This window comes from Streptomyces griseus subsp. griseus (assembly GCF_000720255.1).
Lineage (GTDB): Bacteria > Actinomycetota > Actinomycetes > Streptomycetales > Streptomycetaceae > Streptomyces > Streptomyces griseus_I.
The window spans coordinates 45,997-72,229 of the sequence record NZ_JOJE01000026.1; the positions used below are offsets into that span (position 1 = coordinate 45,997).

General features: G+C 70.8%; 28 protein-coding genes. 9 read left to right on the forward strand and 19 right to left on the reverse strand.

Annotated features, from left to right (window positions below; genetic code table 11):
• Nucleotides 1-122 precede the first annotated feature (122 nt).
• The 4 genes from IG99_RS29190 to IG99_RS29205 form a co-directional block, all read right to left on the reverse strand.
• Nucleotides 123-620 (reverse strand): snapalysin family zinc-dependent metalloprotease, encoded by a 498-nt coding sequence (locus IG99_RS29190; protein WP_234311996.1) that lies wholly within the window; start codon nt 618-620, stop codon nt 123-125.
• Between the two features lie 471 nt (nt 621-1,091).
• The gene (locus IG99_RS29195) at nt 1,092-2,375 is read right to left on the reverse strand and encodes a metal-dependent hydrolase family protein (RefSeq protein ID WP_051866021.1); all 1,284 of its coding nucleotides are present in this window, start codon (nt 2,373-2,375) and stop codon (nt 1,092-1,094) included.
• Nucleotides 2,375-2,704, reverse strand: coding sequence for a hypothetical protein (locus IG99_RS29200; protein WP_037678984.1), 330 nt, complete (start codon nt 2,702-2,704; stop codon nt 2,375-2,377). Before IG99_RS29200 ends, IG99_RS29195 begins: the two co-directional genes overlap by 1 nt.
• A gap of 50 nt (nt 2,705-2,754) precedes the next feature.
• On the reverse strand, nt 2,755-4,038 hold the full coding sequence (locus tag IG99_RS29205; RefSeq protein ID WP_037678986.1) for an aromatic ring-hydroxylating oxygenase subunit alpha: 1,284 nt from the start codon (nt 4,036-4,038) through the stop codon (nt 2,755-2,757).
• Nucleotides 4,039-4,316: 278 nt separating this feature from the next.
• On the opposite strand from IG99_RS29205, the gene IG99_RS47910 reads away from it, so the two are divergent.
• Together IG99_RS47910 and IG99_RS29215 are read left to right on the forward strand one after the other, a co-directional pair.
• Nucleotides 4,317-4,541 carry a hypothetical protein gene (locus tag IG99_RS47910; RefSeq protein ID WP_037678989.1) on the forward strand — a complete coding sequence of 75 codons (225 nt, stop codon included), beginning with the start codon at nt 4,317-4,319 and terminating at the stop codon, nt 4,539-4,541.
• Complete coding sequence (locus IG99_RS29215; RefSeq protein WP_037678991.1) at nt 4,538-5,392, forward strand: NAD(P)-dependent oxidoreductase; 855 nt, start codon at nt 4,538-4,540, stop codon at nt 5,390-5,392. The genes IG99_RS47910 and IG99_RS29215 overlap by 4 nt, the downstream gene beginning before the upstream one ends.
• Here IG99_RS29215 and IG99_RS29220 read toward each other — a convergent pair.
• From IG99_RS29220 to IG99_RS29270, 11 genes are all read right to left on the reverse strand, one after another.
• Nucleotides 5,368-5,967 carry a TetR/AcrR family transcriptional regulator gene (locus tag IG99_RS29220; protein ID WP_051866022.1) on the reverse strand — a complete coding sequence of 200 codons (600 nt, stop codon included), beginning with the start codon at nt 5,965-5,967 and terminating at the stop codon, nt 5,368-5,370. The genes IG99_RS29215 and IG99_RS29220 overlap by 25 nt on opposite strands.
• Before the next feature lie 88 nt (nt 5,968-6,055).
• Complete coding sequence (locus IG99_RS29225; RefSeq protein WP_267882570.1) at nt 6,056-6,790, reverse strand: NAD(P)-dependent oxidoreductase; 735 nt, start codon at nt 6,788-6,790, stop codon at nt 6,056-6,058.
• Between the two features lie 92 nt (nt 6,791-6,882).
• Nucleotides 6,883-7,383 (reverse strand): DoxX family protein, encoded by a 501-nt coding sequence (locus IG99_RS29230; RefSeq protein ID WP_037678994.1) that lies wholly within the window; start codon nt 7,381-7,383, stop codon nt 6,883-6,885.
• A complete protein-coding gene (locus IG99_RS29235; protein WP_037678996.1) occupies nt 7,376-8,290 on the reverse strand; it encodes an alpha/beta hydrolase in 915 nt (304 codons plus the stop codon). Before IG99_RS29235 ends, IG99_RS29230 begins: the two co-directional genes overlap by 8 nt.
• A 16-nt stretch (nt 8,291-8,306) precedes the next feature.
• On the reverse strand, nt 8,307-9,962 hold the full coding sequence (locus IG99_RS29240; RefSeq protein ID WP_037678998.1) for a thiolase C-terminal domain-containing protein: 1,656 nt from the start codon (nt 9,960-9,962) through the stop codon (nt 8,307-8,309).
• Nucleotides 9,959-11,326: a cytochrome P450 gene (locus IG99_RS29245; RefSeq protein WP_037679001.1), complete on the reverse strand. Its 1,368-nt coding sequence runs from the start codon at nt 11,324-11,326 to the stop codon at nt 9,959-9,961. Before IG99_RS29245 ends, IG99_RS29240 begins: the two co-directional genes overlap by 4 nt.
• A 34-nt stretch (nt 11,327-11,360) precedes the next feature.
• On the reverse strand, nt 11,361-11,561 hold the full coding sequence (locus IG99_RS29250; RefSeq protein WP_234311998.1) for a ferredoxin: 201 nt from the start codon (nt 11,559-11,561) through the stop codon (nt 11,361-11,363).
• Between the two features lie 12 nt (nt 11,562-11,573).
• Entirely contained in the window at nt 11,574-12,947 is a 1,374-nt protein-coding gene (locus tag IG99_RS29255) for an ABC transporter substrate-binding protein (protein ID WP_037679002.1), read from the reverse strand.
• A 100-nt stretch (nt 12,948-13,047) separates the two neighbouring features.
• Complete coding sequence (locus IG99_RS29260) at nt 13,048-14,253, reverse strand: CaiB/BaiF CoA transferase family protein (RefSeq protein ID WP_037679005.1); 1,206 nt, start codon at nt 14,251-14,253, stop codon at nt 13,048-13,050.
• Nucleotides 14,250-15,716: an aldehyde dehydrogenase family protein gene (locus tag IG99_RS29265; RefSeq protein WP_199815620.1), complete on the reverse strand. Its 1,467-nt coding sequence runs from the start codon at nt 15,714-15,716 to the stop codon at nt 14,250-14,252. The genes IG99_RS29260 and IG99_RS29265 overlap by 4 nt, the downstream gene beginning before the upstream one ends.
• Nucleotides 15,713-16,444: an SDR family oxidoreductase gene (locus IG99_RS29270; protein ID WP_037679008.1), complete on the reverse strand. Its 732-nt coding sequence runs from the start codon at nt 16,442-16,444 to the stop codon at nt 15,713-15,715. Before IG99_RS29270 ends, IG99_RS29265 begins: the two co-directional genes overlap by 4 nt.
• A 180-nt stretch (nt 16,445-16,624) precedes the next feature.
• On the opposite strand from IG99_RS29270, the gene IG99_RS29275 reads away from it, so the two are divergent.
• From IG99_RS29275 to IG99_RS29290, 4 genes are read left to right on the forward strand one after another with little or no spacing between them, the layout of a single operon-like run.
• Nucleotides 16,625-17,431: a TauD/TfdA dioxygenase family protein gene (locus IG99_RS29275; RefSeq protein ID WP_037679011.1), complete on the forward strand. Its 807-nt coding sequence runs from the start codon at nt 16,625-16,627 to the stop codon at nt 17,429-17,431.
• Complete coding sequence (locus IG99_RS29280) at nt 17,428-18,147, forward strand: SDR family NAD(P)-dependent oxidoreductase (RefSeq protein ID WP_037679013.1); 720 nt, start codon at nt 17,428-17,430, stop codon at nt 18,145-18,147. Before IG99_RS29275 ends, IG99_RS29280 begins: the two co-directional genes overlap by 4 nt.
• Entirely contained in the window at nt 18,144-18,680 is a 537-nt protein-coding gene (locus IG99_RS29285; protein ID WP_037679016.1) for a carboxymuconolactone decarboxylase family protein, read from the forward strand. The genes IG99_RS29280 and IG99_RS29285 overlap by 4 nt, the downstream gene beginning before the upstream one ends.
• 13 nt (nt 18,681-18,693) lie before the next feature.
• Entirely contained in the window at nt 18,694-19,749 is a 1,056-nt protein-coding gene (locus IG99_RS29290) for an NAD(P)H-dependent amine dehydrogenase family protein (protein WP_107056050.1), read from the forward strand.
• Nucleotides 19,750-19,767: 18 nt separating this feature from the next.
• Here IG99_RS29290 and IG99_RS29295 read toward each other — a convergent pair whose 3' ends face one another.
• Genes IG99_RS29295 through IG99_RS29305 form a run of 3 tightly spaced genes read right to left on the reverse strand, consistent with a single transcriptional unit; the run spans nt 19,768 to nt 22,621 of the window.
• Entirely contained in the window at nt 19,768-20,559 is a 792-nt protein-coding gene (locus tag IG99_RS29295; RefSeq protein WP_037679021.1) for an enoyl-CoA hydratase, read from the reverse strand.
• Nucleotides 20,560-20,612: 53 nt separating this feature from the next.
• Nucleotides 20,613-21,770, reverse strand: coding sequence for an acyl-CoA dehydrogenase family protein (locus IG99_RS29300; RefSeq protein WP_037679024.1), 1,158 nt, complete (start codon nt 21,768-21,770; stop codon nt 20,613-20,615).
• Nucleotides 21,770-22,621 carry an acyl-CoA dehydrogenase family protein gene (locus tag IG99_RS29305; protein ID WP_037679026.1) on the reverse strand — a complete coding sequence of 284 codons (852 nt, stop codon included), beginning with the start codon at nt 22,619-22,621 and terminating at the stop codon, nt 21,770-21,772. The genes IG99_RS29300 and IG99_RS29305 overlap by 1 nt, the downstream gene beginning before the upstream one ends.
• 166 nt (nt 22,622-22,787) lie before the next feature.
• Here IG99_RS29305 and IG99_RS29310 point away from each other — a divergent pair, with 166 nt between their 5' ends.
• Nucleotides 22,788-23,609, forward strand: a complete 822-nt coding sequence (locus tag IG99_RS29310) for a TetR/AcrR family transcriptional regulator (protein ID WP_037679029.1) — start codon at nt 22,788-22,790, stop codon at nt 23,607-23,609.
• Nucleotides 23,610-23,789: 180 nt separating this feature from the next.
• Here the strand turns inward: IG99_RS29310 and IG99_RS49040 are convergent, their stop codons facing one another.
• Nucleotides 23,790-23,936 carry a hypothetical protein gene (locus IG99_RS49040; protein ID WP_158973262.1) on the reverse strand — a complete coding sequence of 49 codons (147 nt, stop codon included), beginning with the start codon at nt 23,934-23,936 and terminating at the stop codon, nt 23,790-23,792.
• Nucleotides 23,937-24,243: 307 nt separating this feature from the next.
• Here IG99_RS49040 and IG99_RS29315 point away from each other — a divergent pair, with 307 nt between their 5' ends.
• Nucleotides 24,244-25,410, forward strand: coding sequence for an acyl-CoA dehydrogenase family protein (locus tag IG99_RS29315; RefSeq protein ID WP_037679031.1), 1,167 nt, complete (start codon nt 24,244-24,246; stop codon nt 25,408-25,410).
• A gap of 10 nt (nt 25,411-25,420) precedes the next feature.
• Nucleotides 25,421-26,188, forward strand: a complete 768-nt coding sequence (locus IG99_RS29320) for an SDR family NAD(P)-dependent oxidoreductase (protein ID WP_037679032.1) — start codon at nt 25,421-25,423, stop codon at nt 26,186-26,188.
• Nucleotides 26,189-26,233 lie beyond the last annotated feature (45 nt).

Genomic DNA, 26,233 nt, shown 5'->3' on the forward strand with positions numbered 1-26,233 from the left:
CAGCACATGTCCGGTATGACGAGGACCGTGGAACCGGAACCGTCAGGGAGGTGAACGGTCTCCAGCCCCGACGCCGGCGAGGGAGAGCCGGGCCGTGGTTGGCGGCCCGGCGACAACCACCCCTACCGTGCAGCGAGTCCTGACCCCCACCACGGGACCCGGTCACCGACGTCGTTGGCGGCGAAGAAGTCCCTGACAGCGGTCTTCTCACTCGCGTCTGGCTGATCGTTGACGCAGTCCGCGCCTCCCCAGGCGCCCGACATCACCTTGGAGCAGGGGCTGCCCGGGCCCAGGTCGGGAAGCGACAGAATGTGACCCAGTTCGTGGACGACGATGCGGGAAGGCTTGTACAACTGGGCGTCCCCGACCTCCAGGTACACCCAGCCGCGTCCCGCGCCTTTGATGTTGACGTGGGATTGGACACCCCTGGCCGTCTTGTACTCCATGACCCGCAGCGCCGCCGGAGTGTCCTGCTCGACGAGCTTGATCGTCGGGACGGCTGTGTTCCAGATCGCGATCGCCTCGCGGGCCGCGTCGGTATAGGAGCCGGCCAGCAGCAGGTCGATCGGGATGACCTCCGGGGCGGGTTCGGCCGCGCCGGCCGGTGTGCTGACACCCAAGAGGGCGCCACATGTGAGGACCGCGGTCGATAACAGGTTCAGTCTTCGGGCCACAGAATTCGCCTCCATTGCATTGACGGATGTGAACGCACGCTAGTGGCTTGGCATGGTGTGACGCTCCCAGCGCTCAGGCGAAATGTCCTCGCCACCTCCCGGACCTGCCTGACGCGCTCTCAGCTGGGGTAGTCGTTCTCGCGCAGGTGCTGCACCAGCGCCGCGTACTACTCGGGCCCGCCCGTCCAGCGCGTGATCCGCAGGTACGGGCGCCGGTCGGCGCCGCCCGCCTCGACGAGCAGCACGCGGACCTGATTGGCTCGAGAGCCGTTGGGTCGGCGCACCACCTCCCGCTACGGCGCCCGCGGCGACGTAGTCGTACATCACGGTCCTTTGTGGGCGCGCGAGGCCTCGACGGTGCCGCGCGGTCCCCTCCTCGGCTTCCCGTGCGGAGCCGGCCCGGTGGTTTCGGCGGGGTCAGGAGCCCGCTGTGTCGTCGCGGTACACCCGGCCACCCTTCATGACGAAGCACACCTTCCCGGTGACGGACAGGTCGGTGAGCGGGTCGCCGGGCACGGCGATGACGTCGGCGAGGAGTCCGGGGGCGATTCGGCCCCGGTCGTCGGCGTCGATCAGTTCGGCGGCGACGGTGGTCGCGGCGCGCAGGGCGTCGACCGGTCGCATGCCCCGGTCGGCGAGGGCGAGGAGTTCCATGACGCCCTTGCCGTGCGGAATGGCGGGGGCGTCGGTGCCGAGGGCGACCTTGACCCCGCGCCGGATCGCGCGGGCGGTGGACTCGCGGGCACGTGGGAAGACGTCGGCGGCCTTCGCCCGGAGCGCCGGGTCCGCGTGCGCGGTGTCCATGCCCTCGGTGAGCGAGGTGGTGGCCACCAGGAAGGTGCCGCGCTCGATCATCAGGTCGAGGGTGGCGTCACTGGCCAGGAAGCCGTGCTCGATGCAGTCGATGCCGGCCTCCAGGGCGGCCCGGATCGCCGAGTCGCCCATGCAGTGCGCGGCGACCTTCAGCCCCGCGCGGTGTGCCTCGTCGACGATGGCGCACAGTTCCTCGTCGGAGTATTGCTGCGCACCGGCGGGGCCGGTGTGCGACATGACACCGTTGGAGGCGCACACCTTGATGACCCGTGCCCCGTACTTGATCTGGTGGCGCACCGCCTTGCGCACCTCCGCCACCCCGTTGGCGATGCCCTCCTCCACGGTGAGCGGGAGCACGCCCGGCGCGAATGCCTGGAACATGGTCGGATCCAGGTGCCCGCCGGTCGGGGCGATCGCGTGCCCGGCGGGCACCACCCTCGGGCCCTCGACCCAGCCCAGGTCGATCGCCTTCTTCAGCGCGACGTCCAGCAGCACTCCCCCGGTCTGCACGAACAGGCCGAGGTTGCGCACGGTGGTGTAGCCGCGGCTCAGGGTGCGGCGGGCGTTGGCGGCGGCCCGCAGGGTCCGTACGGCCGGGTCCTCCTGGACCGGGATCAGCGGGCTGCGGTGGTCCGGACCGCCGAGGAAGAGGTTGACTTCCATGTCCATCAGGCCCGGCAGCAGGGTGACGTCCCCGAGGTCGCGGACGATCGTGCCCTCGGGCAGCCGGGTGGGCTGGATCTCGGCGATGTGCTCGCCCACCACCAGCACCTGGCCCGGCTCCACGATCTCGCCCTTGTCGACGTCCAGCAGTCGCGCCGCCCGCAGCAGCACGGGCGGGTGCGGCGCCTTTTCCCTGGTGGCCGCCCCGCGTTCCCGGGCGCCCATCACACGGCGGGTTCGATGACGGCGTCGATGCTGGACGGGCCGCTGTCCGGGACCCTCGGCTGGCCCCACGCCTCCACCGGGAAGGCGACGGTCACCAGTGCGCAGAACGCCCACAGCAGGTGCTTGTCCTCTTTGCTGATCCCGTCGAGGCGGAGGTTCTCCAGGTACTCGGTGTTCTGCTGGAGGAGTGGATACGCCACGTCGTAGAAGGCCTGAAGCTCCTCCATGGTGCTGGTGACGCGTTTGGCGTAGCGGGCCCGCTCACCGCGGACCGCCCAGTCCGCGAACGGCTCCAGCGCGGCGAAGTCGGGGGGAAAGACGTTGCCCATGTCTAAGGTCTCCGTGTCTGTTCGGCGGGCGTCTTCGGGCGGAGGGCGTCTCAGGAAGTGGGCGCCGCGGCGTTGCGCTGCTGGTACTCGCGCACGTAGCTCTGCGTGGTGTTGTGCAGATGGCGGAGCAGGACCTCCTGGTCGCAGAGCGGGAACTGGTCCACCGTCCGCGACTCCAGCATCGTCTGGGTCGCTTCCAGAGTGTTGCCGTCCTGGAGGCCGTACTCCTTGAAGGTCACGGCGGCGAGTTCCTGCTGGAGCCGCTGGAAGCCGTTCTCCGGCGGAACGAAGTAGCAGGTCCCCTCGAAGATGTGGGTGTTGTACGACGTCGGCCAGTAGTGGTACGTCAGCACCCAGTTGGGCCGCCAGATCAGCAGCATGAAGTTCGGGAAGAACACGAACGAGTCCATGCCCCAGACCTCGTTGCGCGTCGGGTTGATCGCCGGCGGCAGCTCCTCTGTCGTCATGCCGATGTCGGGGGCGTCCCACGGCCCGAACAGGCCGCTGCGCAGCACTCGTTCGATGGGCTTGACCATGGCCTTCTCCTTGGGGGGCGCGATACCGCCCCACGAGGAGACCATGCTGTGCGGGCCGTCTATGTCGTACGACAGCGCCTCGTAGCCGTACTTCTTGATCTTGGCGGCCTCGCCGGACTCGTACTGGCCGGCATGGAGGATCGGCGCGTGGTAGAACTCGGCGAACGCGTCGATGAACAGCTTCCAGTTGCTGCCGATCTCGGCGCGGTACTTGTGCACCTGGGTCAGTTTGTGGAACGGGTAGCCGTCGATGCCCTGGGCGAACTTGCCGAGGTAGGTCTTGAGGGGCGTGGTGTTCTCCGGGTCGAGGTTGACGAAGATGAACCCCTCCCACACCTCCGTCTGTACCTGCATCAGCCCGTACTTCGACGTGTCGATTCCGAAGAACTCCGACTCCTGCTGGACGAAGGTGAGCTTGCCCTCCAGGTCGTAGCGCCAGGCGTGGTACTTGCAGGTGAAGGCCCTGCAGGTGCCCTTGGTCTCCTCGCGCGGGTAGTCGTCCCACACGAGCTTGTTGCCGCGGTGGCGGCAGACGTTGTGGAAGGCGCGCACCTCGCCGTCCGTGCCGCGGACCACGACGACGGACGCCCGGGCGGCGTCCAGCTCCTTGGTGAAGTAGCTTCCCTTGCGCGGGAGTTGCTCTACGCGCCCGACGTTCAGCCAGGTCCGGCGGAAGATGGCGTCCCGTTCCAGCTCGTAGAACTCCGGCGAGATCGAGTCCGCGTAGGAGACGGGACCGGTGTCGATCTTGAAGTGCTCGGTCCAACTGCCCTCGGAGGGCTTGGGGAAGTGCGCCATGGTCGGAACCTCCACTCAGGGTGACCCGGCAACGATAACAACAGTCTCTATATTGGAGAATAGCATTTCCGAATCTGCCTAATGACTACTGTCGCATATGTTGATGCCATTCCGGCGGGTCGATACGGTGGTGTCATCCCGGACGGCCGCAACGACGACGGTCCTGGACGGCCGCGTCCACGCCCACCCTCCCTCGCGTTCCTGGCGAGGGCCCGAAGACGGCTCAGCTCATCACGGTCAGGCCCGGCCCAGCGCCGGGTCGGAGAAGGAGAGCGCGGATGTACGACGGCGAATGGCGGCGGGCCGCGGCCGCGGCTCGCGCGGAGATCCCGGGCGACGACGGCACACGTTTGCCTCCGGGCGATCCCGTACCCACCGAGTTCCACGACCACTCGGTGTCCGTGGCGTGGGGCGCGTGGGCGCGCGCCGGTGTCACCGACTCCGAGGTCGACGAGCTGCTGTTCCAGATCGCCGCCTACTGTGGCGCCCTGGAGGGGGAGTGACGGGCCGGCCGGCCGTGGTCGGCTGCGTCGGGCTGGGCGCCATGGGCGGCGTGCTGGCGTCGAACCTGGTCCGGGCCGGGTTCGAGGTGGTGGCGTATGACGCCGCCGGTCCTGCTCGGACCCCGCAGGGGGCCCGTTGGGCGCCGGGCCCGGCGGACGTGGCGCGGGCAGCGGCGACCGTGGTGCTCAGCCTGCCGGACGGAGCGGTCTGCCAGGAGGTGGTGCGGGACCTCGGTGCCGCCCGGGACCGGAAGGTCACTCACGTCGTGGACACGTCCACAGTGGGGGTGGCGGCGGCCCGCGTGCTGTCCGCGATGGGGCTGGCGTACGTGGACGCACCCGTGTCGGGCGGGGTGGCCGGAGCGCGTCGGCGCACCCTGATGGTCATGTACGCAGGGACGGACGAGGACTGCGCCCGGGTGGAGCCGGTCCTGGCAGGGCTGAGCGACCGGCGGCGCAGGGTCGGCAACCGGCCCGGGCAGGCACAGGCGCTGAAGCTGGCCAACAACTTCCTGTCCGCGACCACGCTCGCGGCGACCAGCGAGGCCGTGGCCTTCGGGCGGGCCGCCGGGCTGGACCCGGCCGTCATGCTGGAGGTGCTCAACGCCTCCAGCGGACGCAGCGGAGCCAGTGCGGACAAGTTCCCCAGCGAGGTGCTCACCGGCCGCTACGCCTCGGGGTTCAGCAACGCGCTGATGGTCAAGGACGTGCGGCTGTACCTGGAAGAGGTACGGCGGCTGAGCAGCGCCCGGACCATGGGGACGGTGACGGGCTCGGTGTGGGAGGCGTTCGCCGCCGCGGAACCCGACGCCGACTTCACCCGCATCTACCCCTTCGTCGCAGGGGACTGACCCTCCGTGGCAGCCGTGCCGGTGCCGAGGAGCACCGCCATGGCCTCCCGGACGATCTGCGGATAGCGCTCCGCCTCCGGGTCCACGAGCCAGAGCTGGTGGACGCCTTCGATCAGCGCCAGCACGGCGGCCGCGGCGGTCGGCGCGCTCAGCCCGCTGGGCACGCGCTCCCCGTACCGTTCGATCAGGCTCGCGACCAGGTGGTCCTGCACGGAGCGGCACCGCTTCCGGACGAAGCCGGCCGCGGGTTCCTGGCCTGTGACCGCCTCGGCCAGCACCACGCTGTACACGGTGGCGAGCGACGGACGGCTCTGTTCGAAGGCGACGGTCTCGGCGAAGTCACCGGCCCAGTCCTCGCCGACCCGCCGTCCCGCCAGGTTCTCCCGGGCGAGCTCCTCACGGAAACTGAGGATCTCCAGCAGTAACCGCTTCTTGCTGGGGAAGTAGTGCAGGACGCCCTGCCGGGTGAGGCCGGCCCGATCGGCCACCGCGTCGATCGAGGTGCCCTTGAAGCCGTGGGCGGCCATGACCTCCAGCGCGGCCTCCAGAATCTGCTCACGCCGGTCAGACACCATGTCCTGCCCCTTCCTGCGGTGGAGAGGTGCTCGCACACAGTACGCACTGGCGCGGCCCGGGGGCGAGAGTGCGTTCGCCTCCTCCCCCTCACCGTCCCATCGCGGCGAGAGCGGCCAGGGCCGCCCCCCGGAGTACCGCCCCCTCGCGCACGCCGGCCATGTCCGCGATCTCGGCGAAGAGGCGCACGTCCTTGGCGAGCAGGCTCCCCGCGTGGGAAGCGATGCGGTCCAGGCCGCCGCCGGCATCGGCGACCCGCTCCAGCGCGAAGCTGGCCGCGCTGCCGCGTGGCAGCACCCGGCTCAGCGCGGCTCGGTCGAGACCGAGGGTGACCCCCAGCCCGAGCATGTCCGCGGCGAGCCCCAGGTGGGCCGTGAACAGCAGGTTGTTGAGGATCTTCGCCAACTGGCCAGAGCCGGTCGGGCCGAGGTGGACGACGGGGTCGCCGTAGGTGGCGAACACCGGACGGCAGTAGGCGAAGTCCTGGGAGTCCCCGCCCGCCATGACGACCAGGGAGCCCTGGTCGGCCGCCCGGCCGCCACCGCTGACCGGCGCGTCCATGAGAAAGACACCGCACGTGCGGGCCGACGCCTCCAGGCGACGGCAGGTGTCGGGGTGCACCGTGGAATGGACGGCGATCACGCCGCCCCGGCGCAGTCCGGCGAGAACCCCGTCCGGTCCGGTGACCACCTGCTCGACATCGGCGTCATCGACGACGCACAGGCACACCAGGTCGCTGACGGTGGCCAGTTCGGCGGGTGACGCGGCCGTCTTGGCACCGCTGCCCGCGAACGGCATCAGCGTGGCGGGTCTGCGGGCCCACAGGGTCGTCTCGTGTCAGGCGGCGATGATGCGGCGTGCCATGGGCGCGCCCTGACTGCCCAGTCCGATGAATCCCACGCGCAGCGGAGGTCTGCTCACGCAGTCCTCCGGGGGCGCCAGAACGCAGCGAGCAGTCCGGCGGTCGCCGCCACGCCGAGTCCCAGCACGACACCGGCGCCCGCCCACCCCATGACCGCGATGCCGGCGGCCGTGTCCACCGCGTACTCCCCCGGACCCCAGGCGCCGAGCGCGAGGGAGAGCACGGCCAGGACGAGGACGTACTCCCAGCCTTCCTTGAAGACGAAGAACCCGTGCGGCCGGTGGGCGAGCAGCCCGGCGACCAGCATGACCGACAGCACCGCCGCGCAGGCCAGCGGCGTGAGCAGTCCGAGCACCAGGAGGGCGCCCGCGCCGATCTCGGTGACCACACTGAGCCACGCCTGCAGGCGCGGCCGGGTCAGCCCCAGGCCGGCGAACCAGCGCGCGGTGCCGGTGATGCCGCCCCCGCCCCGCCAGTGGTTCCAGCCGTGCGCCACCATGACCGCGCCCAGCACGAGCCGGACCACCAGCAGCGCGGCGTCGAAGGCCTCACCCATCGCGCCGTCCCCGTTCCGCGGGTAGCGCGGGCACGCCGAGCGCGCACTCCTCGACGAAGGCCAGGACGTGCAGGTGGTATGCGAGGGCGGTTCGCCCGACGCTGGTGTTGTGGCCCGCCCCCGCCTGTTCGTGGAGCACCACGCGAGGTGAGCCGGTGAACAGCGAGGCGAGGTCCGACAGGCCCTCCGGCCCGTTGATCCACACCTGCTCGTGTTCGGCGAGGGTGATGTGGACCGGCACCGCGACACGCGCCGCCAGCCGGATCAGGTCCTCTTGCCAGCCCTCCCGGTGTCCCTCGTAGGCGGGCGAGGCCGCGCCGATGCGCTGTCCGCCGTGTACATCGGGCGGATAGGCCTGCGGCGGGTACCACAGCGCCTGGCGCAGGCTGGGCCGGGTGCGGGTCGGGTCGCTCCGCCACTCCTCCATCGCCCGCACGGCCCGGGGGTGGTGCACCCGGCCCATGCCGGCCAGCTCCACGCCGAGCAGTTCCCCGGCCCGCGGGTCGCTTGCCATGCGCAGCGCGAGTTCGGAGCCCGCCGAGTGCGCCCACAGGAACACGCCCACACCGCGTTCACGGTCCTTCAGCAGCGCCTCGACGGCCTCGTACGCGAAGTCGGTGCGCTGGCCGGGTGTGCGCAGGTGGTCCTCGTGCCCGGCGGAACTGCCGTAACCGGGGCGGTCCGGGGCGAGGACGGTGAAGCCGGCCGCGGCGGCGGTGCGCAGCAGGGAGAGCCTCGGGTGCCCGGGGTGGTCGAAGTAGGCCGAGGTGGTGGCGCCGCCGTGCAGGGCCACGATCACGGCCTGCGGTCGCGGCACCTCGGCCACCAGTGCGGAGGCGGGGACGCCGTGCACATCGACGACCTGCCGGCGTACGGCGGTGGTGAGTTCGGGTTCGAGTGAGGTCATGCCACGGTCCTGGAAGTCATGCGTCCGTCCTGAGCAGGAGTACGCCGCTGGGGGTGAGCCCGCCGCTGGAGACCACCGCGGTGCGCGCGCCCGCGACCTGCCGCTGCCCCGCCTGGCCGCGCAGCTGGAGCACGGCCTCGTGGAGCAGGCCCATGCCGTGGGTGCGGCCGTGGGAGAGCTGACCGCCGTGCGGGTTCAAGGGAAGCGGGCCGTCCGGGGCGATGTTCTTGCCTCCGTCCAGGAAGTCGCGGGCCTCGCCGATGCCGCAGAAGCCGAGAGCCTCGATCCAGGACAGGCAGTTGAAGGTGAAGCCGTCGTAGAGCAGTGCCAGGTCCACGTCGGCGGGACGCAGGTCCGTGCGCGTCCACAGGTGGGCTGCCTGGCCGAGCACCTGGGGTTCGTGCGTGAGGGTGGACTGGTCCCATTCGGGGCGTTCGACGATCTGCGTGCCGACGGCCTCGACGCGCACCGGTGGCCCGGGGAGGTCGGAGGCGGTCTCGGCGGCGGAGACGACGACGGCGACGGAGGCGTCGCAGGGGACGTCGCAGTCGTAGAGGCCGAAGGGGGTGGTGACGGTGCGCGCGGTGAGGTAGTCGTCCATGGTGAGCGGGTCGCGGTAGATCGCGTCCGGGTGGCGGGCCGCGTTGGCGCGCTGGTTGAGGGCGATCCAGCCGAGGGTCTCCCGAGTGGTGCCGTAGCGGTGCATGTGCCGCTGGGCGTTCATGGCGAGCATGACGGCGGGCGAGACGGCGCCGAAGGGCTTGAACCAGCCTTCCGCGTCCGCCCGTCGGGGCACGGAGATCCTGCCTTGCCGGGCGAGTGCGCCGTACGTCGCCTCCCACACCGTGCGGAAGCACAGCACGTGCCGGGCCAGGCCGCCCGCGACCGCGAGCATCGCGGCGATCACCGAACCGCCCGGGCCGGGGGTCTCCCCCGCGCCGTTGTGCCACACCGGGCGGATCCCGAGCGCGGACTCCAGCGCGGTCACACCGCCCTCGGCGAAGCCGCCGTAGGCGCCGCCGCCGGGGTAGGTGCACAGACCGTCGATGTCGTCGAGGGTGAGACCCGCGTCGGCGACGGCCTTCTCGCAGGCCTCGACGGTGAGGTCGAGGGGCGGGACCATCAGACGGCGGCCGATGCGTGAGGCGCCGGTGCCGCTGATGACCGCGCGGTCCTCGAACCGGACTCCGGTCAGCGCCGGGCGCAGATGCGTGGTGACCGGGGGGTCCTCGGGCAGAGGTGCGGGCGGGGGCTGCTCGGCGCACGGCCGGAACAGGGGGAGCCATGCCTCGCCGGCCTGCTCGAACACCACCTCCATGCGCATGCCGATCCGCAGATCCTCCGGCGCGCAGCCGACGACGTTGGTGGTCAGCCTGACGCGCGGGTCCTCCTCGATCGCCACCTGGGCGACGACGAACGGGGAGGGCAGGCCGGGAAACGGGAAACGGTGGTTGACGGTGAAGCCGATCAGGGTGGCGAAGCCCGAGGCTTCCCCGACCTCGGTCTCGTGTCCCCGGCAGTGGCGGCAGACGGGCTGCGGCGGGTGGATCAGTGCCCGGCACGCGGTGCAGGTCTGGAAGCGGAGCCGTCCGTCCCGGCCGGAGGTCCAGAAGAACTCGGTCTCCTGGCGGATCTCCGGCTGTGGACGGACAGCGTCCCCGTCCCCGCTCAACGGATCTTCGCCTCCGCCTTGCGGACCGTGACCGGCTCCGCCAGTCCTTGCTCGTCACAGGCCTGTTGAAGGTTCTCCAGGGTTTCCGCCAGTCCGGATCCGAGGCGGTTGCCCGGCGTGAAGGTCGCCGGGAGGTGGCGCATGCCCTGGATGACGCCGATGGTCTCGTAGTGGACCGTGCCCTCGGGGTCGCACACGAAGTCGGGCATCCGGTCGAGGACCTGGAGGAGCATCCGTTTGAAGACGGTCCGCGCGACGTTGGAGCCGATGCAGCGGTGGATGCCCAGGCCGAAGGCGGTGTGGCGGTTGCCGCCTCGGGCCAGGTCGACCTGGTCGGGGTCGGTGAAGACCCGCGGGTCGCGGTTGGCCATCGCCCAGGACAGCCACAGCCGGTCGCCCTCCTTGAGCTCGGCGCCCGCGATCTCGCAGTCCTCGGCGACGGTGCGGCCGTCGCCGGGCGCGGGGGTGAAGTAGCGCAGGAACTCCTCCGTAGCGGTGTCCAGCAGGGTGTCGCGCTCCCGGCTCAGCCGGGTCCGCTCGCCGGGGTGCTGGGACAGCCACTCCAGGGAGTGGGCGGTGAGCGCGGTGGTGGTGTCGAAGCCGCCGCCGATGAGCAGGGCGAGGGCTCCGATCAGGTCCTCCTCGGGCGGTGCCTTGCCGTCGATCTGCAGACAGGCGAGTGCGTCGGCGAGGCCCGGCCGTGGGTGGGCGCGGACCTCCTGGAGCGTGGCGGCGATGTCCCGGATCATCGTCATGTGCCCCTCCACCACCCGTGCCATCTCCGGCGAGTCGGGCGGGGTGTAGACGCCTGCGTGGGCGGGTTCGTTGTACAGCTCCCACTTCTTCAGCGGGATGCCCATCATGGCGAGCGTGAAGACGGCCGGGACGATGTTGGCGAGGTCGTCGACGAAGTCGATCCGGCCCGTCTCGATCTTCTCGTCGATGCAGGCGCGGGCCACGTCGTCGATGAACGGGATCCACCGCTGGACGGCCGCCGGGGACAGGTAGGGGTTGAGGGCGGTGCGGTAGGCGCGCTGTTCGGGCGGGTCCATCTCCAGGAAACCGCCGCGCAGGCCCCGGCCGCGGGGCGGGGCCGGGATGCTGATCCCGCGGTAGCCGCGGCGCTCGCCGTGCACGTCGTGGTCGTTGGACAGCTTCTCACCGGCCCGGGCGAAGGCGAGCAGCTCACGGTTGCCGGCGGCCACCCAGTGGCCGTCGTAGGTGTCGGTCCAGGCGAGCGGGCAGCCCGAGTGGAACGCCCGGGTCTGCTCCTCGAACTGGTCGCGGTACTCCGGTGCGTGCCGGTCGAAGTGGACGCGGGGCTGTTTGCGGGCCTCGTCGCCGGTGGTGTCCGGTGCGGTCATGGGCTGTGCTTCCTCTCGGTCCGCCGGGTACGGCTCAGAACACGCCGATCGCGCGTTCGGGGCAGGAGCGGACGGCCTCGACCACGGCGTCCTCCTGGTCTCCGGGGACGTCCTCGGCGACCGGCGAGGAGTGTCCGTCGATCTCGCTGAGTTCGAAGACCTTGGGGGCGCGCATGGCGCACAGTGTGTGCCCCTGGCAGCGCTCGGGGTCGACGCGTACCTTCACGTCACTCACCTCCGGTTCATGTCAGGTCAGGTCGGCCAGGGACTTGCCGACGTCGGCGAGGGTGGCCGGTTTGCCGTAGTCGCCCTTGTACTTGTAGGTGGGGGCGTCACAGCGGTAGGCGCCGTGGTCGGGTTGGAAGTCGGCCGCCTGCCAGCCCTTGGCGGTCGCCTCGACGATGACGTAGCACTTGGGCGGCTCCTTCGAGGTGAGGTCGAAGGGGGCCTGCAGGCCACCGGCGGTGAAGGCGGTGTTCTTCATCGCGTTCTCGTACAGGCACTTGCGGGTGAGCTCGGCGCAGTCGCGGGCGGCGGTGGCGAACAGCAGCCAGGCGGAGAAGGCGCGCAGGGCCGGGTAGGTGACCTGCTTGCCGGGGGCGTACTTCTCGAACAGGTCGATCACCTGCTGGACGGCCGGGTTGTCCCCGGCGCTCTCCAGCGGGGCGGTGGCGAAGAGTTCGGCGTAGTTGTGCTGCTTGCCCAGGGCGGCGCCGGCCAGTTGCGGGAAGGCGGGGCCGTATGCGTTGCTGTTGGCGTCGATCCAGTCGGGGGTGTACCCGATGCCGGTGAGGGCCTGCTCCAGTTTGGCCAGGCTCGCGAAGTCGCCCAGGAAGACCAGCCCCTTGACGCCGTCCTTCTTGATCGACTGGGCGTAGGGCGTCCAGTCGGAGACTCCGGCCGCCGGGTACAGGTCGCTGTAGGAGACCGTGCCGCCGAGACCGGCGACGGCTTCCTTGAACTGGGCGGCCATGACCTTGGTGACGGGGGCGTCGCCCGCGATGACACCGACCTTGCTTGCCGAGTCCGGGTACTTGTCCTTCAGCAGCCAGGAGTAGTAGCCGGCGTACTGGAAGTACCCGGCGGTGGGTCCGGAGGCGAGGACCTGGAGGTCGGAGCCGATGGCGCCGATCTGGCTGGACTGGGCGGGGAAGTTGGGCAGCAGGCACTTCAGCCGGTCCTTGACACCGAGGCTGTCCAGTGCCGAGCCGCCGCCCACGAGCGCGAAGTCCGCCTTGCAGGCCTCCAGCACCCGCTGGCGGACCTCCATCAGCTTCGCGTCGCGGGTGACGGGGACGAGGTCGCGGCCGTTGATGCCACCCGCGTCGTTGCACCAGGACGTGAACGCCTTCGCTGCGTCCACGAACTCGGACCGTTTGGTGAAGCCGATGTCGGACATGACGCCGACCTGGATCTTGTCGTCGGTGACGCCCTGGACGGAGGAGGACTTGGCGGTGCCGGGGCCGCACACGTCCTTGAGCGTGCCGAAGTCGGAGCTCTTCTGGGCGGCGGGACTCGACCGCTGTGCGGAGTCGGTGCCGGGGCCGTCACCCGACCGGGTGGAGCAGCCGGCCAGCAGCAGCGCGACCACGGTGGCCGCGCCGATCAGCATCCTGCGCATGGTGCCTCCTCGGGGAGCTCGGACGCCGTCGTCCGAGGGAGGTGAGGGAGTGCGGGGGGGGTGGCGGGGGGTGGCGTGGGCCGGGCGCCCCGGCTGACGGTCAGGTGATCGCGCCGCTCGCCTTGAGGGCGAGGATGCGGTCCCAGTCGTAGCCGAGCTCGGCGAGGATCTCCTCGGTCTGGGCGGCGAACTCCGGGGCGGCTTGGAGGCGGGTGTCCTCGACGTCGAACTGGACGGGACTGGTGACCAGTTCGAGCTCGCCGGCCTGCCCGATGTAGCCGTTGGCGCGGACCTGCTGGTCGGCGGCGGCCTGGAGGGTGTCCTGGACGGGTGCCCAGGGTCCGTCGAGCGCGGCGAGGTCCTTGGACCACTCGGTCAGGGTGCGGCTCGCGATCACCTCGCGGAGGATCTTCACCGCGTCCTTCGTGTGTTCGGCGATGGCCTCGGCGGTGGCGAAGCGGGCGTCGTCGGCGAGTTCGGGCCGGCCGATGCAGCGGCACACGTCGGGCCAGAACTTGGCCGGCTGGAGCATGACGAAGGCGATGAACCGGTGGTCGGCGGTGCGGTAGAGCCCGGAGAGCGGGTTGGTGGGTGAGCCGTGGGCACTGGGCGTCACCCCCTCCCAGGGGCGGTCCAGGTGGACGGAGACGGCGATGGTGTGGCCGAGCGCCCACAGGCCGCTGCCGAGGAGGGAGACGTCCACGACGGGGGCCTCGCCGGTGCGCTCCCGGCGCAGCAGGGCGGCGGCGACGCCACCGGCGAGGTTGGTGCCGGAAACGGTGTCGCCGTAGGCGGGTCCGGGCGGGCTGATCATTCCGTCGCTGCCGGGCGGGGTGATGCTGGCGGCGGTGCCCGCGCGCGCCCAGAAGGCAGTCATGTCGTAGCCGCCCTTGTCCGCCTCGGGGCCGCGCGGGCCGAGGGCGGTGCCGCGGGCGTAGACGATGCGCGGGTTGACGGCGCGGATGTCGTCGACGTCGATGCCGAGGCGGGCGCGGGCGCCGGGCATGAGGCTGGTGAGGAAGACGTCGGAGTCCTTGACCAGTTCGTAGAGCACCTCGCGGCCCTCGGGCCGGGACATGTCCAGGCCCAGGGAGCGCTTGCCGCGGTTGGCGTGGGCGACGTTGGGGTTGGGGTCGCCCTCCACCCGGAACGAGCCGGTCTGGCGCAGTCCGCGCTGCGGGTCGCCGGTGACGGCGTGCTCGATCTTGACGACGTCGGCGCCCCAGTCGGCGAGCACGGCACCGGCCGAGGGCACGAAGCCGTACATGGCGACTTCGAGGACGCGGATGCCTTCGAGCGGCTTCATGCCACCTCCTCGGGCGGTACGACGCGGCCGAAGGCCTTCTCCTCCAGGAACTCCTCGAATCCGGCGCGCCCGCTCTCCCGGCCGATGCCGGACTGTTTGTATCCGCCGAACGGCACGTCGGCGGAGAAGTAGTTGCCGCCGTTGATCGAGAAGGTACCGGTGCGGATGCGGCGGGCGAGGCGGATGGCGCGCTCGTCGTCGGCGCTGTGGACGGCGCCGGACAGGCCGTACCTTGAGTGGTTGGCGATGCGGACGGCGTCGTCCTCGTCGTCGTAGGGGATGACCGCGAGGACGGGGCCGAAGACCTCCTCCTGGGCGATCTCGCTGTCGGGGTCGACACCGGCGAGGAGGGTGGGTTCGTAGAACCAGCCGGGATCGACGCGCTTGCCGCCGCGGACCAGTCTCGCCCCGGCCTCGACGGCGCGCCGCACCATGGCGTCGACCTTGTCGCGCTGCTGCTCGCTGATGAGCGGGCCCATGGCGGTCTCCGCGGCCCTCGGGTCGCCGACGCGGACGCGTTCCATGCCGGCCGCGACGAGCTGCACGATCCGGTCGTGGTCGGCCCGCGGGACGAGGAGGCGGGAGGTGAGGGCGCAGCCCTGGCCGGAGTGGGAGCAGATGGTGAAGGCGGCGAACATGGCGGCCTTGGTGTAGTCCGCGTCGTCCAGGACGATCATGGCGGACTTGCCGCCGAGTTCGAGGAAGACTCGTTTCACGGTGTCGGCCGCGGCGGCCATGATGGCCCGCCCGGTGGTGGTGGCGCCGGTGAAGGTGACCAGGTCCACGTCGGGGTGGGTGGTGAGCACCTCACCGGTCTCGGCGCGCGAGGAGCTGAGGATGTTGACGACGCCGGGCGGGATGTCGGTGTGCTCCGCGATGAGTTCGCCGAGCGCGAGGGTGGTCAGGGGCGTCTGCGGGGCGCCCTTGAGGACGACCGTGCAGCCGGCCGCGAGCGCGGGGGCCAGCTTGGCCAGAGCGAGCTGGTTGGGGAAGTTGTACGGCAGGATGGCGGCGACGACCCCCGCCGCCTCCTTCTCCACCCAGCGGTGGTGGCGCCGGCCGCGGCTTTCCTTCTCCCCGAGGTCCTCAGTGAACTCGTAGGTCTCCAGGAGGTCGGCGTAGTACGTCACAAGGCCGATGGGTTCGTCGAGCTGGGGACCGTGGGTGAGCTGGCGGGGTGCGCCGACCTCGGCGATGGTCAGCTCGCGCAGCTCCTCGCGGTGGTCGTCGAGTGCGGTGTGCAGCTGGCGCAGGCAGCGCAGTCGCAGTTCGGTGTCCGTGGCCCAGTCGGTGGTGTCGAAGGCGCGGCGGGCGGCGGCGATCGCGGCCTCGGCGTCGGCCTTCTTGGCGTCCGGAGCGTGTCCGAGCAGGTCACCGGTCGCGGGGTTGTACGAGGGGAACGTGCTGTCCGCGGCGACCAGCTTGCCGTCGATCAGCTGGGACTTGACGACGAGGCCGCTCACAGCCGCACCACCGATCCACCGTCGACGGCGATGACCTGTCCGGTGACCCAGGCGGCTTCGTCGGAGAGCAGGAACTTCAGGGCGCCCGCCTGGTCGGTGGGCGTGCCCATGCGCTTGAGGGCGAAGGACTGCACCATGGCAGTGCGGTACTCCTCGGGGATGATGCTGCGGGCCGCCTCGGTGTCCGTCGGGCCCGGCGCGATCGCGTTGACGCGGATGCCGCGCGGGCCGAGTTCGGCGGCCAGGGAGGCGGTGAGGTGGTTGATGCCGGCCTTAGCGAGCCCGTAGAAGCCGGTGGCCTGCCAGGCCGCGGTGGAGGACTGGTTGACGACGGCCGCGCCCTCCTGAAGGTGCGGCAGGGCAGCGCGGGTGACGTGCAGCGCGCCGAGCAGGTTCACCTTCAGGAAGCGGTCGAGGTAGTCGTAGTCGACGGTGACGATGCCCTCGCGGCGCATGCCGTGGAAGATCGCGGCATTGTTGACCAGGTGGTCGATCCGCCCGAACTCGCGCATCACGGTGTCGATGAGCGCTTCGGCGGAAGCGGGGTCGGCCACGTCGGTCCGCACGAACAGGGCGTCGCCGATCTCCTTGGCAACCCGCTGCCCCTGCTCCTCGTTCAGCTCCGCGACCACCACGCGCGAACCCTCGGCCGCCAGCGCCCGGGCGTACCCCTCGCCGATGCCCTGACCGGCCCCGGTGACGATGATCACCTTGTCCTTGAACCGCATCCCAGCCTCCTCGCTCGGTAGCTCGGAAACTACATTCTCTCTTTGCGCGAAGCAAGGATTCAGACATGAGAATCTAATGCTCACACAGGCCGGCTAACCGCCCAACACCCCCGCACGCACGGGGGTTTCCGCCCTTACCTATGCGAGAATAAGATTCTCGCATTCGGAAGGGATGTTTCCATGATCGAATCGAAAGCCTTGAGCCCGGCGCTCGGGGTCGAGTTCACCGGGGTCACGGACCCGCTCGACGACTCCTTCGTCCACCGCTGCGCGGAGGCCCTCAAGTGGCGGGGCGTCCTGCTGGTGCGCGGGCTGCACCTCGACGACGAGCGGCAGCTGGCGTTCAGCCGCCGTCTGGGCGAGGTGGTGGCACTGAACGGCCAGGAGATCTTCCCGATCTCCATCAATCCGGAGAAGAGCAGGACCGCCAAGTACCTCAAGGGGGCGTTCTTCTGGCACCTCGACGGCACCACCGACGACGTGCCGGTCATGGCGACCACGCTCACCGCCCGCGAGGTCGCCATGACCGGCGGCGGCACCGACTTCGCCAGTACCTACGCGGCGTACGAGGCCCTGCCGGAGAAGGACCGGGAGCGCTACGCGTCGCTGCGGGTGGTGCACAGCTTCGAGGCCGCCCAGCGGCTGGTGAACCCCGACCCCGGCGAGCAGGAGCTGGCCGCCTGGCGCACCCAGCCCACGCACGAGGTGTCCCTGGTGTGGCGGCGCCGCGACGGCCGCCGCTCCCTGGTCACCGGCGCCACCGCCGACCACGTCGTCGGCATGGACCCCGGCGACAGCCGCGCTCTGCTGGATGAACTGCTCGACTGGACCACGCAGGAGCGCTTCCGCCACACCCACGACTGGGCCGTCGGTGACCTGGTGGTCTGGGACAACACCGGCATCCTGCACCGGGCCCTGCCCTATGACGAGAACTCCGAGCGGCTGCTGCACCGCACGACCGTCGTCGGCGACGAGGCGTTCGCATGAGCGCCGCGCAGGCACCGACGGCCGTCGTGACCGGCGGGGCCTCCGGCATTGGCCGGGCGATCGCACAGCGGCTCATCGAGGACGGCCTGAACGTGGCCGTCCTCGACCTCTCCCCTGCCGAGGAGGGCTTCGGCCTGATCGTGGACGTCGCCGACCGCGCCCAGGTCGACAAGGCGATGGACGCGGTACGCGAGCGCTTCGGCCCCGTGGGCGTCCTGGTCAACGCGGCCGGCCAAGACGGCTTCACCCGCTTCGCGGACCTGCCCTTCGCCGACTGGCAGCGCGTGGTCGACATCAACCTCAACGGCGTCTTCCACTGCGTGCAGTCGGCCCTGCCGGACATGGTGCACGCCCGCTGGGGCCGGATCGTCAACATCTCCTCCTCCAGCACCCACTCCGGCCAGCCGTTCATGGCGCACTACGTAGCGGCCAAGTCCGCCGTGAACGGACTCACCAAGTCCCTGGCCCTCGAACTCGGGCCGAAGGGCATCACCGTGAACGCGATCCCCCCCGGCTTCATCGATACCCCCATGCTGCGCACCGCCGAGCGGGAGCAGCGGCTCGGCGGCACCATCGAGGACCACATCGCCCGCACGCCGGTCCGCCGGGTCGGCCGCCCCGAGGACATCGCCGCGACCTGCTCCTTCCTGGTAAGCGAGGAGGCCGGTTACATCACCGGGCAGATCATCGGTGTGAACGGGGGCCGCAACACATGACGAGACTGCGACCCGTCCCGTATGAGAAGTGGGACGGCGAGGTGCTGCGTCCGCTGACGGGCGGGCGCACTGTCCCGCCGTCCAACGCCCTCGGCCTGCTGCTGAACCACCCGCAGCTGGCCAAGGCGTTCCTGACCTTCAGTACCCATCTGCTGTACCGCAGCACACTGCCCGCCAGGACGCGCGAGCTGACGATCCTCAGGGTCGCCTGGCGTCACCGGTGCCGCTACGAGTGGGCCCACCACGTGCTGATCGCACGCGAGGCCGGCGTCACCGAGGAGGAGCTGGATGAGGTCCGCCAAGGCGCGGGCACGTTACTGAACCGGGCGGTGGACGAACTCGAGACCACCTCCTACCTGTCCTACGAGGTGTACGAGAGGCTGGCGAAGCAGATGGACGAACGGCAGCTGATGGACTTCGTGTTCACGGTCGGCGCGTACCGGATGCAGGCCCTGGCCTACAACACCTTCGAGGTGGAACCCGATCCGGGGATGGACGACGGGGGCATGAGCGACCGCGGACCGGCCGCGTAGCGGGGGGATGGACATGCCGCATTCCGTACACCCCGGCCAGCCACTTCGCGTCGTCCAGTGGGCCACGGGGACCATCGGCGCGCGATCGCTGCGCGCCGTTGTCGACCATCCGCACATGGTGCTGGCGGGAGTTCACGTCCACTCCCCCGGCAAGGCCGGCCGTGACGCCGGCGAGCTGTGCGGGAGTGGCCCCACGGGCGTCACTACCACCGACCGTCTCGACGACGTCCTCGCCCTGGGGGCCGACTGCGTGCTGTACATGCCGCGCACGGCCGACCTGGACGAGCTGTGCGCTCTGCTCGCGTCCGGCGCGAACGTCGTGGCGACGACCGGCGGGTTCCACCACCCGGCCGGCCTGGATCCCGCCGTCCGGTGCAGGGTCGAGGCGGCCTGCGAGCAAGGTGGCACCTCGCTCCACGACACCGGCAGCAGCCCCGGTTTCATCACCGAGGCCGTACCGCTCGTGCTGGCCTCGGTGCAGCGGCGGCTGGAGAACCTGACCATCCACGAGTACGCCGATCTGTCCGGGCGGGATTCGCCGGAACTGCTGTTCGACATCATGGGCTTCGGCCGGGCTCCTGCCACTGTGTTCGACGAACTCCGCCTGGTACACGTCGAGGGAAGTTTCGGGCCCTCGCTGCGCCTGGTGGCCGACGCCCTGGGACTGCCCCTGGACGCGGTGGAGGCTCATGGGAGGTTCGCCACGGCGGCCCGCACGACCCGCGTCGCCGCCGGTGTCCTGCGCGCCGGGACCGTGGCGGCGCAGGGGATGACGGTGTCCGGCCGGCGCGACGGCCGCACGCTCCTGGAGTTCAACGCGACCTGGTACTGCACCGACGACCTCGACCCGGCCTGGGACCTGCGTCCCACCGGGTGGCATCTGACGGTCGACGGCGACACGCCCCTCGACGTCACCATGAGGTTCCCGGTGCCGCTGGAGCGGCTGGCCGCGGTCTCCCCCGGCTACACCGCCCACCGAGCCGTCAACGCCGTTCCCGCCGTCTGCGCGGCGGCCCCGGGACTCCGGACCACGGCGGATCTTCCCCTGTTCACCGCGGTGCTCGGCTGAGCCGGGGCCGCCCAGGGCTCAGCCCTGCTTCAGATGCTGCTTCATCTCGTCGAGGCGGGTCAGGATCGGGAAGCCGTCCACGCTGAGCGCGTTGCCGTGCCCGGTCTGGTGGATGTCGAAGACGGCCTGGAGAGCGGTGTGGAAGCCCTGGACGTCGAGGGTCTGGTTGACGGCGCGCTTGGCCTGGCGCAGTCCGAACGGGGGCATCGCGGCGATCCGGTCGGCCAACTCGTAGGTGCCGCTGTCCAGTTCGTCGAGCGGCACCACTTTGTTCACCATGCCGACCTGCTCGGCCTCGCGGGCGGTCAGCGGCCGCCCGGTGAACAGGATCTCCTTGGCCTTGCGCGGCCCCAGCTCCCAGGTGTGGCCGTGGTACTCCACGCCGCCGATGCCCATGTGCACGACCGGGTCGGAGAACTCGGCGTTCTCGGCGGCCACGATCAGGTCGCACGGCCAGCACAGCATCAGCCCGGCGGCGATGCACTTGCCCTGGACGGCCGCGATGGTCGGCTTGGGGATGTTGCGCCACTTCAGCGAGTACTCCAGATAGTGGCGGGTCTCGGTGTCGTAGATCCACTCCAGGGTGATCTCGCCGGGGCCGGGCCAGCGGTCCTTCAGGTCGTGCCCGGCCGAGAAGTGCCGGCCGTTCGCTCTGAGGACGACGACTCGTACGTCCTGGTCCCGCGCGGCCCGGGTGTAGGCCGCGTCGAGGTCGTCGAGGAGTGCCATGGTCTGGGCGTTGGCTGCCTCGGGGCGGTTGAGGGTGATCGTGGCGATGCCGTTCTCGGCCTCGTACAGGATCTGGTCCATGGCGGGTGTCCTCTGTCCCTCTTCTATCGGCAGGGGTCTGTCGCGGCGGGCTTCTATCGCGGCAGGCCGAGGATGCGCTCGGCGATGATGTTGCGCTGGATCTCGCTGGTGCCGCCGGCGATGGTGCCGGCGAAGCTGCGGGCGTACCGCTCGAACCAACTGGAGATGAAATGCTCGTGGTGCATGTGGTGGTACGGCCCCGTGCGCGCCGGATGCTCCAGCCCCTCGGCGCCGTGGGCCTCCAGCGCGTGCAGGGAAGCAGACTGGACGGCCTCGGAGCCGAGCAGCTTGAGCACCGAGATCTCCGCCGGGTCGCGGTCCGGGCCGAGCTGGCGGTAACCGAGGAGCCGCAGCGCCGTCAGGTCCATGCGGAGGGTGGCGTACCACTCCTGACCGGCGCCCGCGTCGGCCGCGTCGCGCAGGAGGTCCTCCAGGCGTTCGGCGTACGACAGCCACAACAGGGTGCGCTCGTGGCCGAGGGAGCCGTTCGCCACCAGCCAGCCCTCACCCACGTTCCCGATGAGGTTCCCGCGGGGCACCCGGACGTCGGTGAGGAACACCTCGTTGAAGTCGAGGTCGCCCTCGGCGGCGATCGACCCGAACGGGCGGCGTACGACGCCATCGGTGGTGGTCGGGATCAGCAGGGCACTGATGCCCTTGTGCTTCGGCGCCTCCGGGTCGGTGCGGACGAAGGTGAGCAGGACGTCGGCGTCGTGGGCGCCGGAGGTCCAGATCTTCTGGCCGTTGACCACGAACGCGTCCCGGTCCGCCACGGCACGGGTACGCAGGGAGGCGAGGTCCGAGCCGGCCTCGGGTTCGCTCATGCCGAGCGCGGCGGTGATCTCGGCGCGCAGGATCGGCACGGCCCAGCGGCGCTTCTGCTCCTGGGTGCCGAAGGTGAGCAGAGAGGCGGCGATGATGCCGAGGCCCTGGGGGTTGAAGCTGTGGTAGATCCGGCGGCGGGCCAGCTCTTCCAGGTGGGCGAGTTGCTGGGGCAGGCCTGCGTTGCGGCCGCCGTACTCGGGCGGCTGGCCCGGCAGCAGCCAGCCCGCGTCGAACAGGGTGCGCTGCCAGCGGCGGGCCCATGCGGGGACGTGGGCGCTGGAGCCGGCGCGTTCGCGGGCCTCGGCCTCCTTGGGCAGGTGGGCGTCGAGGAAGGCGGCGAACTGTGCGCGGAACTCCTCCACCTCGGGGTCGTCGGCCAGCTTCATCACGCGAGCAGCGCCTTCCTGTGAACGGACGCGGTGCCGAGGAGCAGGTCGCAGGCCTGGGCACGTTTGAGGTGGTACTGCAGTTCGTTCTCCCAGGTGAAGCCCATGGCACCGGACAGTTGCAGCCCGTGCCGGAAGACCAGGCGCTGGCACTCGCCGGCCGCGGCCTTGGCCATGTGCGCGGCGTCGGCGCGGCGCGGGTCGTCCTCGGCGATGGTCAGGGCGCTGAAGTGGGTGAGGGCGCGGGCGCGTTCGATCGCCACGTGCATGTCGGCCGCCTTGTGCTTGACGGCCTGGAAGGAGCCGAGCGGCCGGCCGAACTGCACCCGCTGCTTCACATGGTCCAGGACGAGATCGAGGACGCGCCGACAGGCACCCACGCAGGTGGCGGCGAGTCCCACCAGGGCGAGATCGGGCACTGCGGCTGCGAGGTCCTCGGCGCCGACGTGTGCGGCGTGCAGGTGCGGGTCGAGCACGGGGACCCGTTCGGCGGCCAGCTGCGCTGCCGGAACGACGATGACGCCCCGGCGTGTGAGGAGCGCGACCTCATCGGCCCGGTCGGCGTCCAGGACGTAGCGCCCGACGCCGTCGAACACGGCTGTGCCGCTGCCCTCGGGGAGCCGGCCGGTCAGCGGTGCGAACCAGGTGGCGGTGGCCAGAAACGGAGTGGGGTCGGCGACGTATCCCAGTTCTTCGAGGATCAGGGCGAGCTCGAGCGGGGGCGCCTCCAGCCAGCCCAGTCGTAGGTACGTGTCCCACTGCTGGCCGGCGGGCCTGCTCCGCACCTTGGCGACTGTCTCGCGCACCGTGCGCCGCAGCAGCTGCTGCTCCTCGTCGAGTTCGAACTCCACGCCCGGCCCCCTCCGCCGTACCGGTGGCTGCACACCGGGCGCGGGCCCGGATCAGAATCGAGAATAGCATTCTCGCTAGTAGGGAGTAGGACTCTTGCTTTTGGCGGAGCGCGATTCGGTAGGGCGTAGGGCTCATCTTTTCGCCTGCGTGGAGTACCGTTCTTCCATGAGTGCCGTCCCCGCTGAATCCGTCGAGACCCCCGAGCCCGCCTGGCGGCAGCGTGCCGTCGAGCGCTCCACTCGGGCGGCGAAGCTGCGCGCCGAGCAGCGCGTGCAGCGCTTCCTGGACGCCGCCCAGGAGCTCATCGCCGACAAGGGCACCACCGACTTCACCGTGCAGGAGGTCGTGGAGCGCTCCCGCCAGTCGCTGCGCAGCTTCTACCAGCACTTCGACGGCAAGCACGAGCTGCTGCTCGCCCTGTTCGAGGACGCGCTGTCGAAGTCCGCTGCCGCCATCCGGGAGCAGGTCGCCGCGGGGCAGGATCCGCTGGAGCGTCTGAAGCTCGCGGTCGAGTTGCTCTACGACTCCTCCAGGCCCCGCGAGGGCCGGCAGTCCCCGCTCTTCACCGACTTCGCCGTCCAGCTGCTGGTCAGCCACCCAGAACAGGTGGCCAGCGCCCACCTGCCGCTGCTCGACTTCTTCACCGAGATGGTGGAAGAGGCCGTCGAGACCGGCCAGGCCGTGGCCCCGAAGCCGCGGCGCACCGCCTCCCTGATCATGCAGACGGCGATGTTCACGGCCCAGGCCCCCTCCGCCCGGGTCGGCGCCCATCCCTCGCCGATCACGGTGGAGGAGGTGTGGGCGTTCTGTCTGGGCGGCATCAGTGGCGGCCCGGTGTCCGACGGTACTCCGGCGACTGCACCGACGGTGAAGAAGACCGCGGCGAAGACCGGCGCGAAGAAGAAGGCGTCCGCCAAGAAGTCCGCCTCGGCCACGACCGCGGCCAGGAAGACGGGCGCGGCAGCCAGTCCGCCCAGGCGCGGCTGACGGTCCGCCGCTCAGGGTGACGACCGAGGGCGGGAGTCGCCCGGCCCTCGGCCCCTCCTCTCAGGCAGCTCCCGTGCCGCAGGGCCGCCCGGCAGTCAGGCCGTGCCCGAGGTTCAGGCGCCCGGGGACTCGACCGGCACCACCTTCATCCCACCCGCGGCCCTCCCAGCAGCGCCGACGTCACTTCGCCCGGCCCCGCCGGTGTCGCCCCGTCGGACAGCACCGCCAGAGCCGGCGTGACATCGAGCGGTAGACCTTCGGCCAGGCCACCTCGACGTCCGCCGCGCGGTCCAGCTTCGCCAGGTCGGGCACGCCGACGGCGAGCATGCGCCCGGTGCGTCGGCCGCCGCGGCGGCGGGCACGGCGGTCGCCGGCAAAGTCGGGCCGAAGCCGGCTGCGAGGGTGGCGAATGTGAGCCTGGTCGGCCCCGGCTGGACCCCGTGGCGGCTCTTTGAAGCAGTCATTGGACATTCCGAACGACGTCCGCACGTGTGGACCAGAACCTGCCCCCTCCCGGGGGCGGTCAGTCCGGCCGCAAATTGGCGAAGGACCGCAGATCCTTGACCCGCTATCGGTCTGACCTTTGATATGGTTCGCAACTCTCACCAGCCTCCCGACAGAGAGGTCCCCCGCTGTGGACTTCGAGCTGACCGAGGACCAGGAGACGATCCGCAAGGCCGTGGCCGGTCTCCTGCGTGACTTCGACGACCGGTACTGGATGGAGAAGGACCGGGACCACGCGTTCCCCGAGGAGTTCTACGCCGCCGTCGCCGATGGCGGCTGGCTCGGCATCACGATCCCGGAGGAGTACGGCGGCCACGGACTCGGCATCACCGAGGCGACGCTGCTGCTGGAGGAGGTCGCGCGTTCCGGCGGGGGCATGAACGCCGCCAGCGCGATCCACATGTCGATCTTCGGCATGCATCCGGTGGTCGTGCACGGCTCCGACGAGCTGAAGCGCCGCACCCTGCCGCGCATCGCACGCGGCGACCTGCACGTGTGCTTCGGGGTGACGGAACCGGGCGCCGGGCTCGACACGACGAGCATCACCACGTACGCCCGCCGGGCCGGCGACCACTACGTCGTCAGCGGACGCAAGGTGTGGATCTCCAAGGCCCTGGAGTCCGAGAAGATCCTTCTGCTGACGCGCACGGCCAAGCGTGACGAGGTCGAGAAGCCGACCGACGGCATGACGCTGTTCCTCACCGATCTGGACCGCGACCGGGTGGACATCCGCCCGATCCCGAAGATGGGCCGCAACGCCGTCTCCTCGAACGAGGTGTTCATCGACGACCTGCGGGTGCCGGTCGAGGACCGGGTCGGCGAGGAGGGCCAGGGGTTCCGCTACCTCCTCGACGGCCTCAACCCGGAGCGGATGCTGATCGCCGCCGAGGCCCTCGGCATCGGCCGGGTGGCCCTGGACCGGGCCGTGCGCTACGGACGCGAGCGGGAGGTGTTCGGGCGGCCCATCGGCATGAACCAGGGCATCCAGTTCCCGCTGGCCGACGCCCTCGCCCACCTCGACGCGGCGGAACTCGTGCTGCGCAAGGCGACCTGGCTGTACGACCAGGGCCGGCCGTGCGGGCGGGAGGCCAACACCGCCAAGTACCTGTGCGCGGACGCCGGGTTCACGGCCGCGGACCGGGCCCTTCAGACACACGGCGGGATGGGTTACTCCGAGGAGTATCCCGTGGCCCGCTTCTTCCGTGAGGCACGGCTGATGCTGATCGCGCCGGTCAGCCAGGAGATGGTCCTGAACTACCTGGGGTCCCACACCCTGGGCCTGCCGAGAAGCTACTGAGGAGCCGGTCATGACCGAGGGAACGGGACTGTTCGATCTCACCGGGCGTTCGGCGCTGGTGACCGGGGCGGCCGGCGGTATCGGCGCGGCGGTGGCCGGGGCGCTCGCCCGGGCCGGGGCCGCGGTGCTCGTCACCGACGTCGACGAGGCGGCGGCCACGGCCGTGGCAGGGAAACTGACCGCCCAGGGACTGCGTGCCGAGGGCGCCGCCCTGGATGTGGGGGACCGGGCGGCAGCCGACGCCGCGGCGTCCCGGGCCGCCGCCCCCACCGGCGGGACACTGCACGTCCTCGTCAACAACGCGGGCGTCACCGCGCCCGCGATGTTCGACAAGCTCGACGAGGAGTCGTTCCGGCGGCTCCTCGACATCCATGTGCTGGGAGCGTTCCACTGCGCCCAGGCCGCGCTGCCGTTCCTGCCGACGAACGGGACCGGCCGGATCATCAACGTGACGTCGTCGGCCGGCCTGACCGGCACCCTGGGCCAGGTGAACTACTCGGCGGCCAAGGCGGGCATCATCGGACTCACCAAATCACTGGCCCGTGAGCTGGCCCGGAAGAACATCCTGGTGAACGCGCTCGCACCACTGGCGGCGACGCCGATGACCGAGACCATCCGCACCGACCCGAAGTTCGCGGAGCGGATGCTCGCCCGGATCCCGCTGGGCCGCTGGGCGGAGCCGGAGGAGGTCGCGGGCGCGTTCGTCTTCCTCGCCTCCGACGCGGCCTCCTTCATCACCGGGCAGGTGCTGCCGGTGGACGGCGGACTGGTCATCTGACGGACCGCGGGGCGCAGTGTTGAATGGTCCGGCCGAAACGGATGC

What these genes read in the sequence shown, in the direction of transcription:
- IG99_RS29285 (WP_037679016.1), top strand. Translation starts at nt 18,144, where the DNA reads ATGACGAGACTGCGACCCGTCCCGTATGAGAAGTGGGACGGCGAGGTG.
- IG99_RS29295 (WP_037679021.1), bottom strand. Translation starts at nt 20,559, where the DNA reads ATGGACCAGATCCTGTACGAGGCCGAGAACGGCATCGCCACGATCACC.
- IG99_RS29235 (WP_037678996.1), bottom strand. Translation starts at nt 8,290, where the DNA reads ATGACCTCACTCGAACCCGAACTCACCACCGCCGTACGCCGGCAGGTC.
- IG99_RS49040 (WP_158973262.1), bottom strand. Translation starts at nt 23,936, where the DNA reads ATGCTCGCCGTCGGCGTGCCCGACCTGGCGAAGCTGGACCGCGCGGCG.
- IG99_RS29220 (WP_051866022.1), bottom strand. Translation starts at nt 5,967, where the DNA reads ATGGTGTCTGACCGGCGTGAGCAGATTCTGGAGGCCGCGCTGGAGGTC.
- IG99_RS29230 (WP_037678994.1), bottom strand. Translation starts at nt 7,383, where the DNA reads ATGGGTGAGGCCTTCGACGCCGCGCTGCTGGTGGTCCGGCTCGTGCTG.
- IG99_RS29245 (WP_037679001.1), bottom strand. Translation starts at nt 11,326, where the DNA reads ATGACCGCACCGGACACCACCGGCGACGAGGCCCGCAAACAGCCCCGC.
- IG99_RS29270 (WP_037679008.1), bottom strand. Translation starts at nt 16,444, where the DNA reads ATGCGGTTCAAGGACAAGGTGATCATCGTCACCGGGGCCGGTCAGGGC.
- IG99_RS29260 (WP_037679005.1), bottom strand. Translation starts at nt 14,253, where the DNA reads ATGAAGCCGCTCGAAGGCATCCGCGTCCTCGAAGTCGCCATGTACGGC.
- IG99_RS29320 (WP_037679032.1), top strand. Translation starts at nt 25,421, where the DNA reads ATGACCGAGGGAACGGGACTGTTCGATCTCACCGGGCGTTCGGCGCTG.
- IG99_RS29200 (WP_037678984.1), bottom strand. Translation starts at nt 2,704, where the DNA reads ATGGGCAACGTCTTTCCCCCCGACTTCGCCGCGCTGGAGCCGTTCGCG.
- IG99_RS29205 (WP_037678986.1), bottom strand. Translation starts at nt 4,038, where the DNA reads ATGGCGCACTTCCCCAAGCCCTCCGAGGGCAGTTGGACCGAGCACTTC.
- IG99_RS29300 (WP_037679024.1), bottom strand. Translation starts at nt 21,770, where the DNA reads ATGAAGCTGGCCGACGACCCCGAGGTGGAGGAGTTCCGCGCACAGTTC.
- IG99_RS29195 (WP_051866021.1), bottom strand. Translation starts at nt 2,375, where the DNA reads ATGGGCGCCCGGGAACGCGGGGCGGCCACCAGGGAAAAGGCGCCGCAC.
- IG99_RS29280 (WP_037679013.1), top strand. Translation starts at nt 17,428, where the DNA reads ATGAGCGCCGCGCAGGCACCGACGGCCGTCGTGACCGGCGGGGCCTCC.
- IG99_RS47910 (WP_037678989.1), top strand. Translation starts at nt 4,317, where the DNA reads ATGTACGACGGCGAATGGCGGCGGGCCGCGGCCGCGGCTCGCGCGGAG.
- IG99_RS29275 (WP_037679011.1), top strand. Translation starts at nt 16,625, where the DNA reads ATGATCGAATCGAAAGCCTTGAGCCCGGCGCTCGGGGTCGAGTTCACC.
- IG99_RS29290 (WP_107056050.1), top strand. Translation starts at nt 18,694, where the DNA reads ATGCCGCATTCCGTACACCCCGGCCAGCCACTTCGCGTCGTCCAGTGG.
- IG99_RS29310 (WP_037679029.1), top strand. Translation starts at nt 22,788, where the DNA reads ATGAGTGCCGTCCCCGCTGAATCCGTCGAGACCCCCGAGCCCGCCTGG.
- IG99_RS29255 (WP_037679002.1), bottom strand. Translation starts at nt 12,947, where the DNA reads ATGCGCAGGATGCTGATCGGCGCGGCCACCGTGGTCGCGCTGCTGCTG.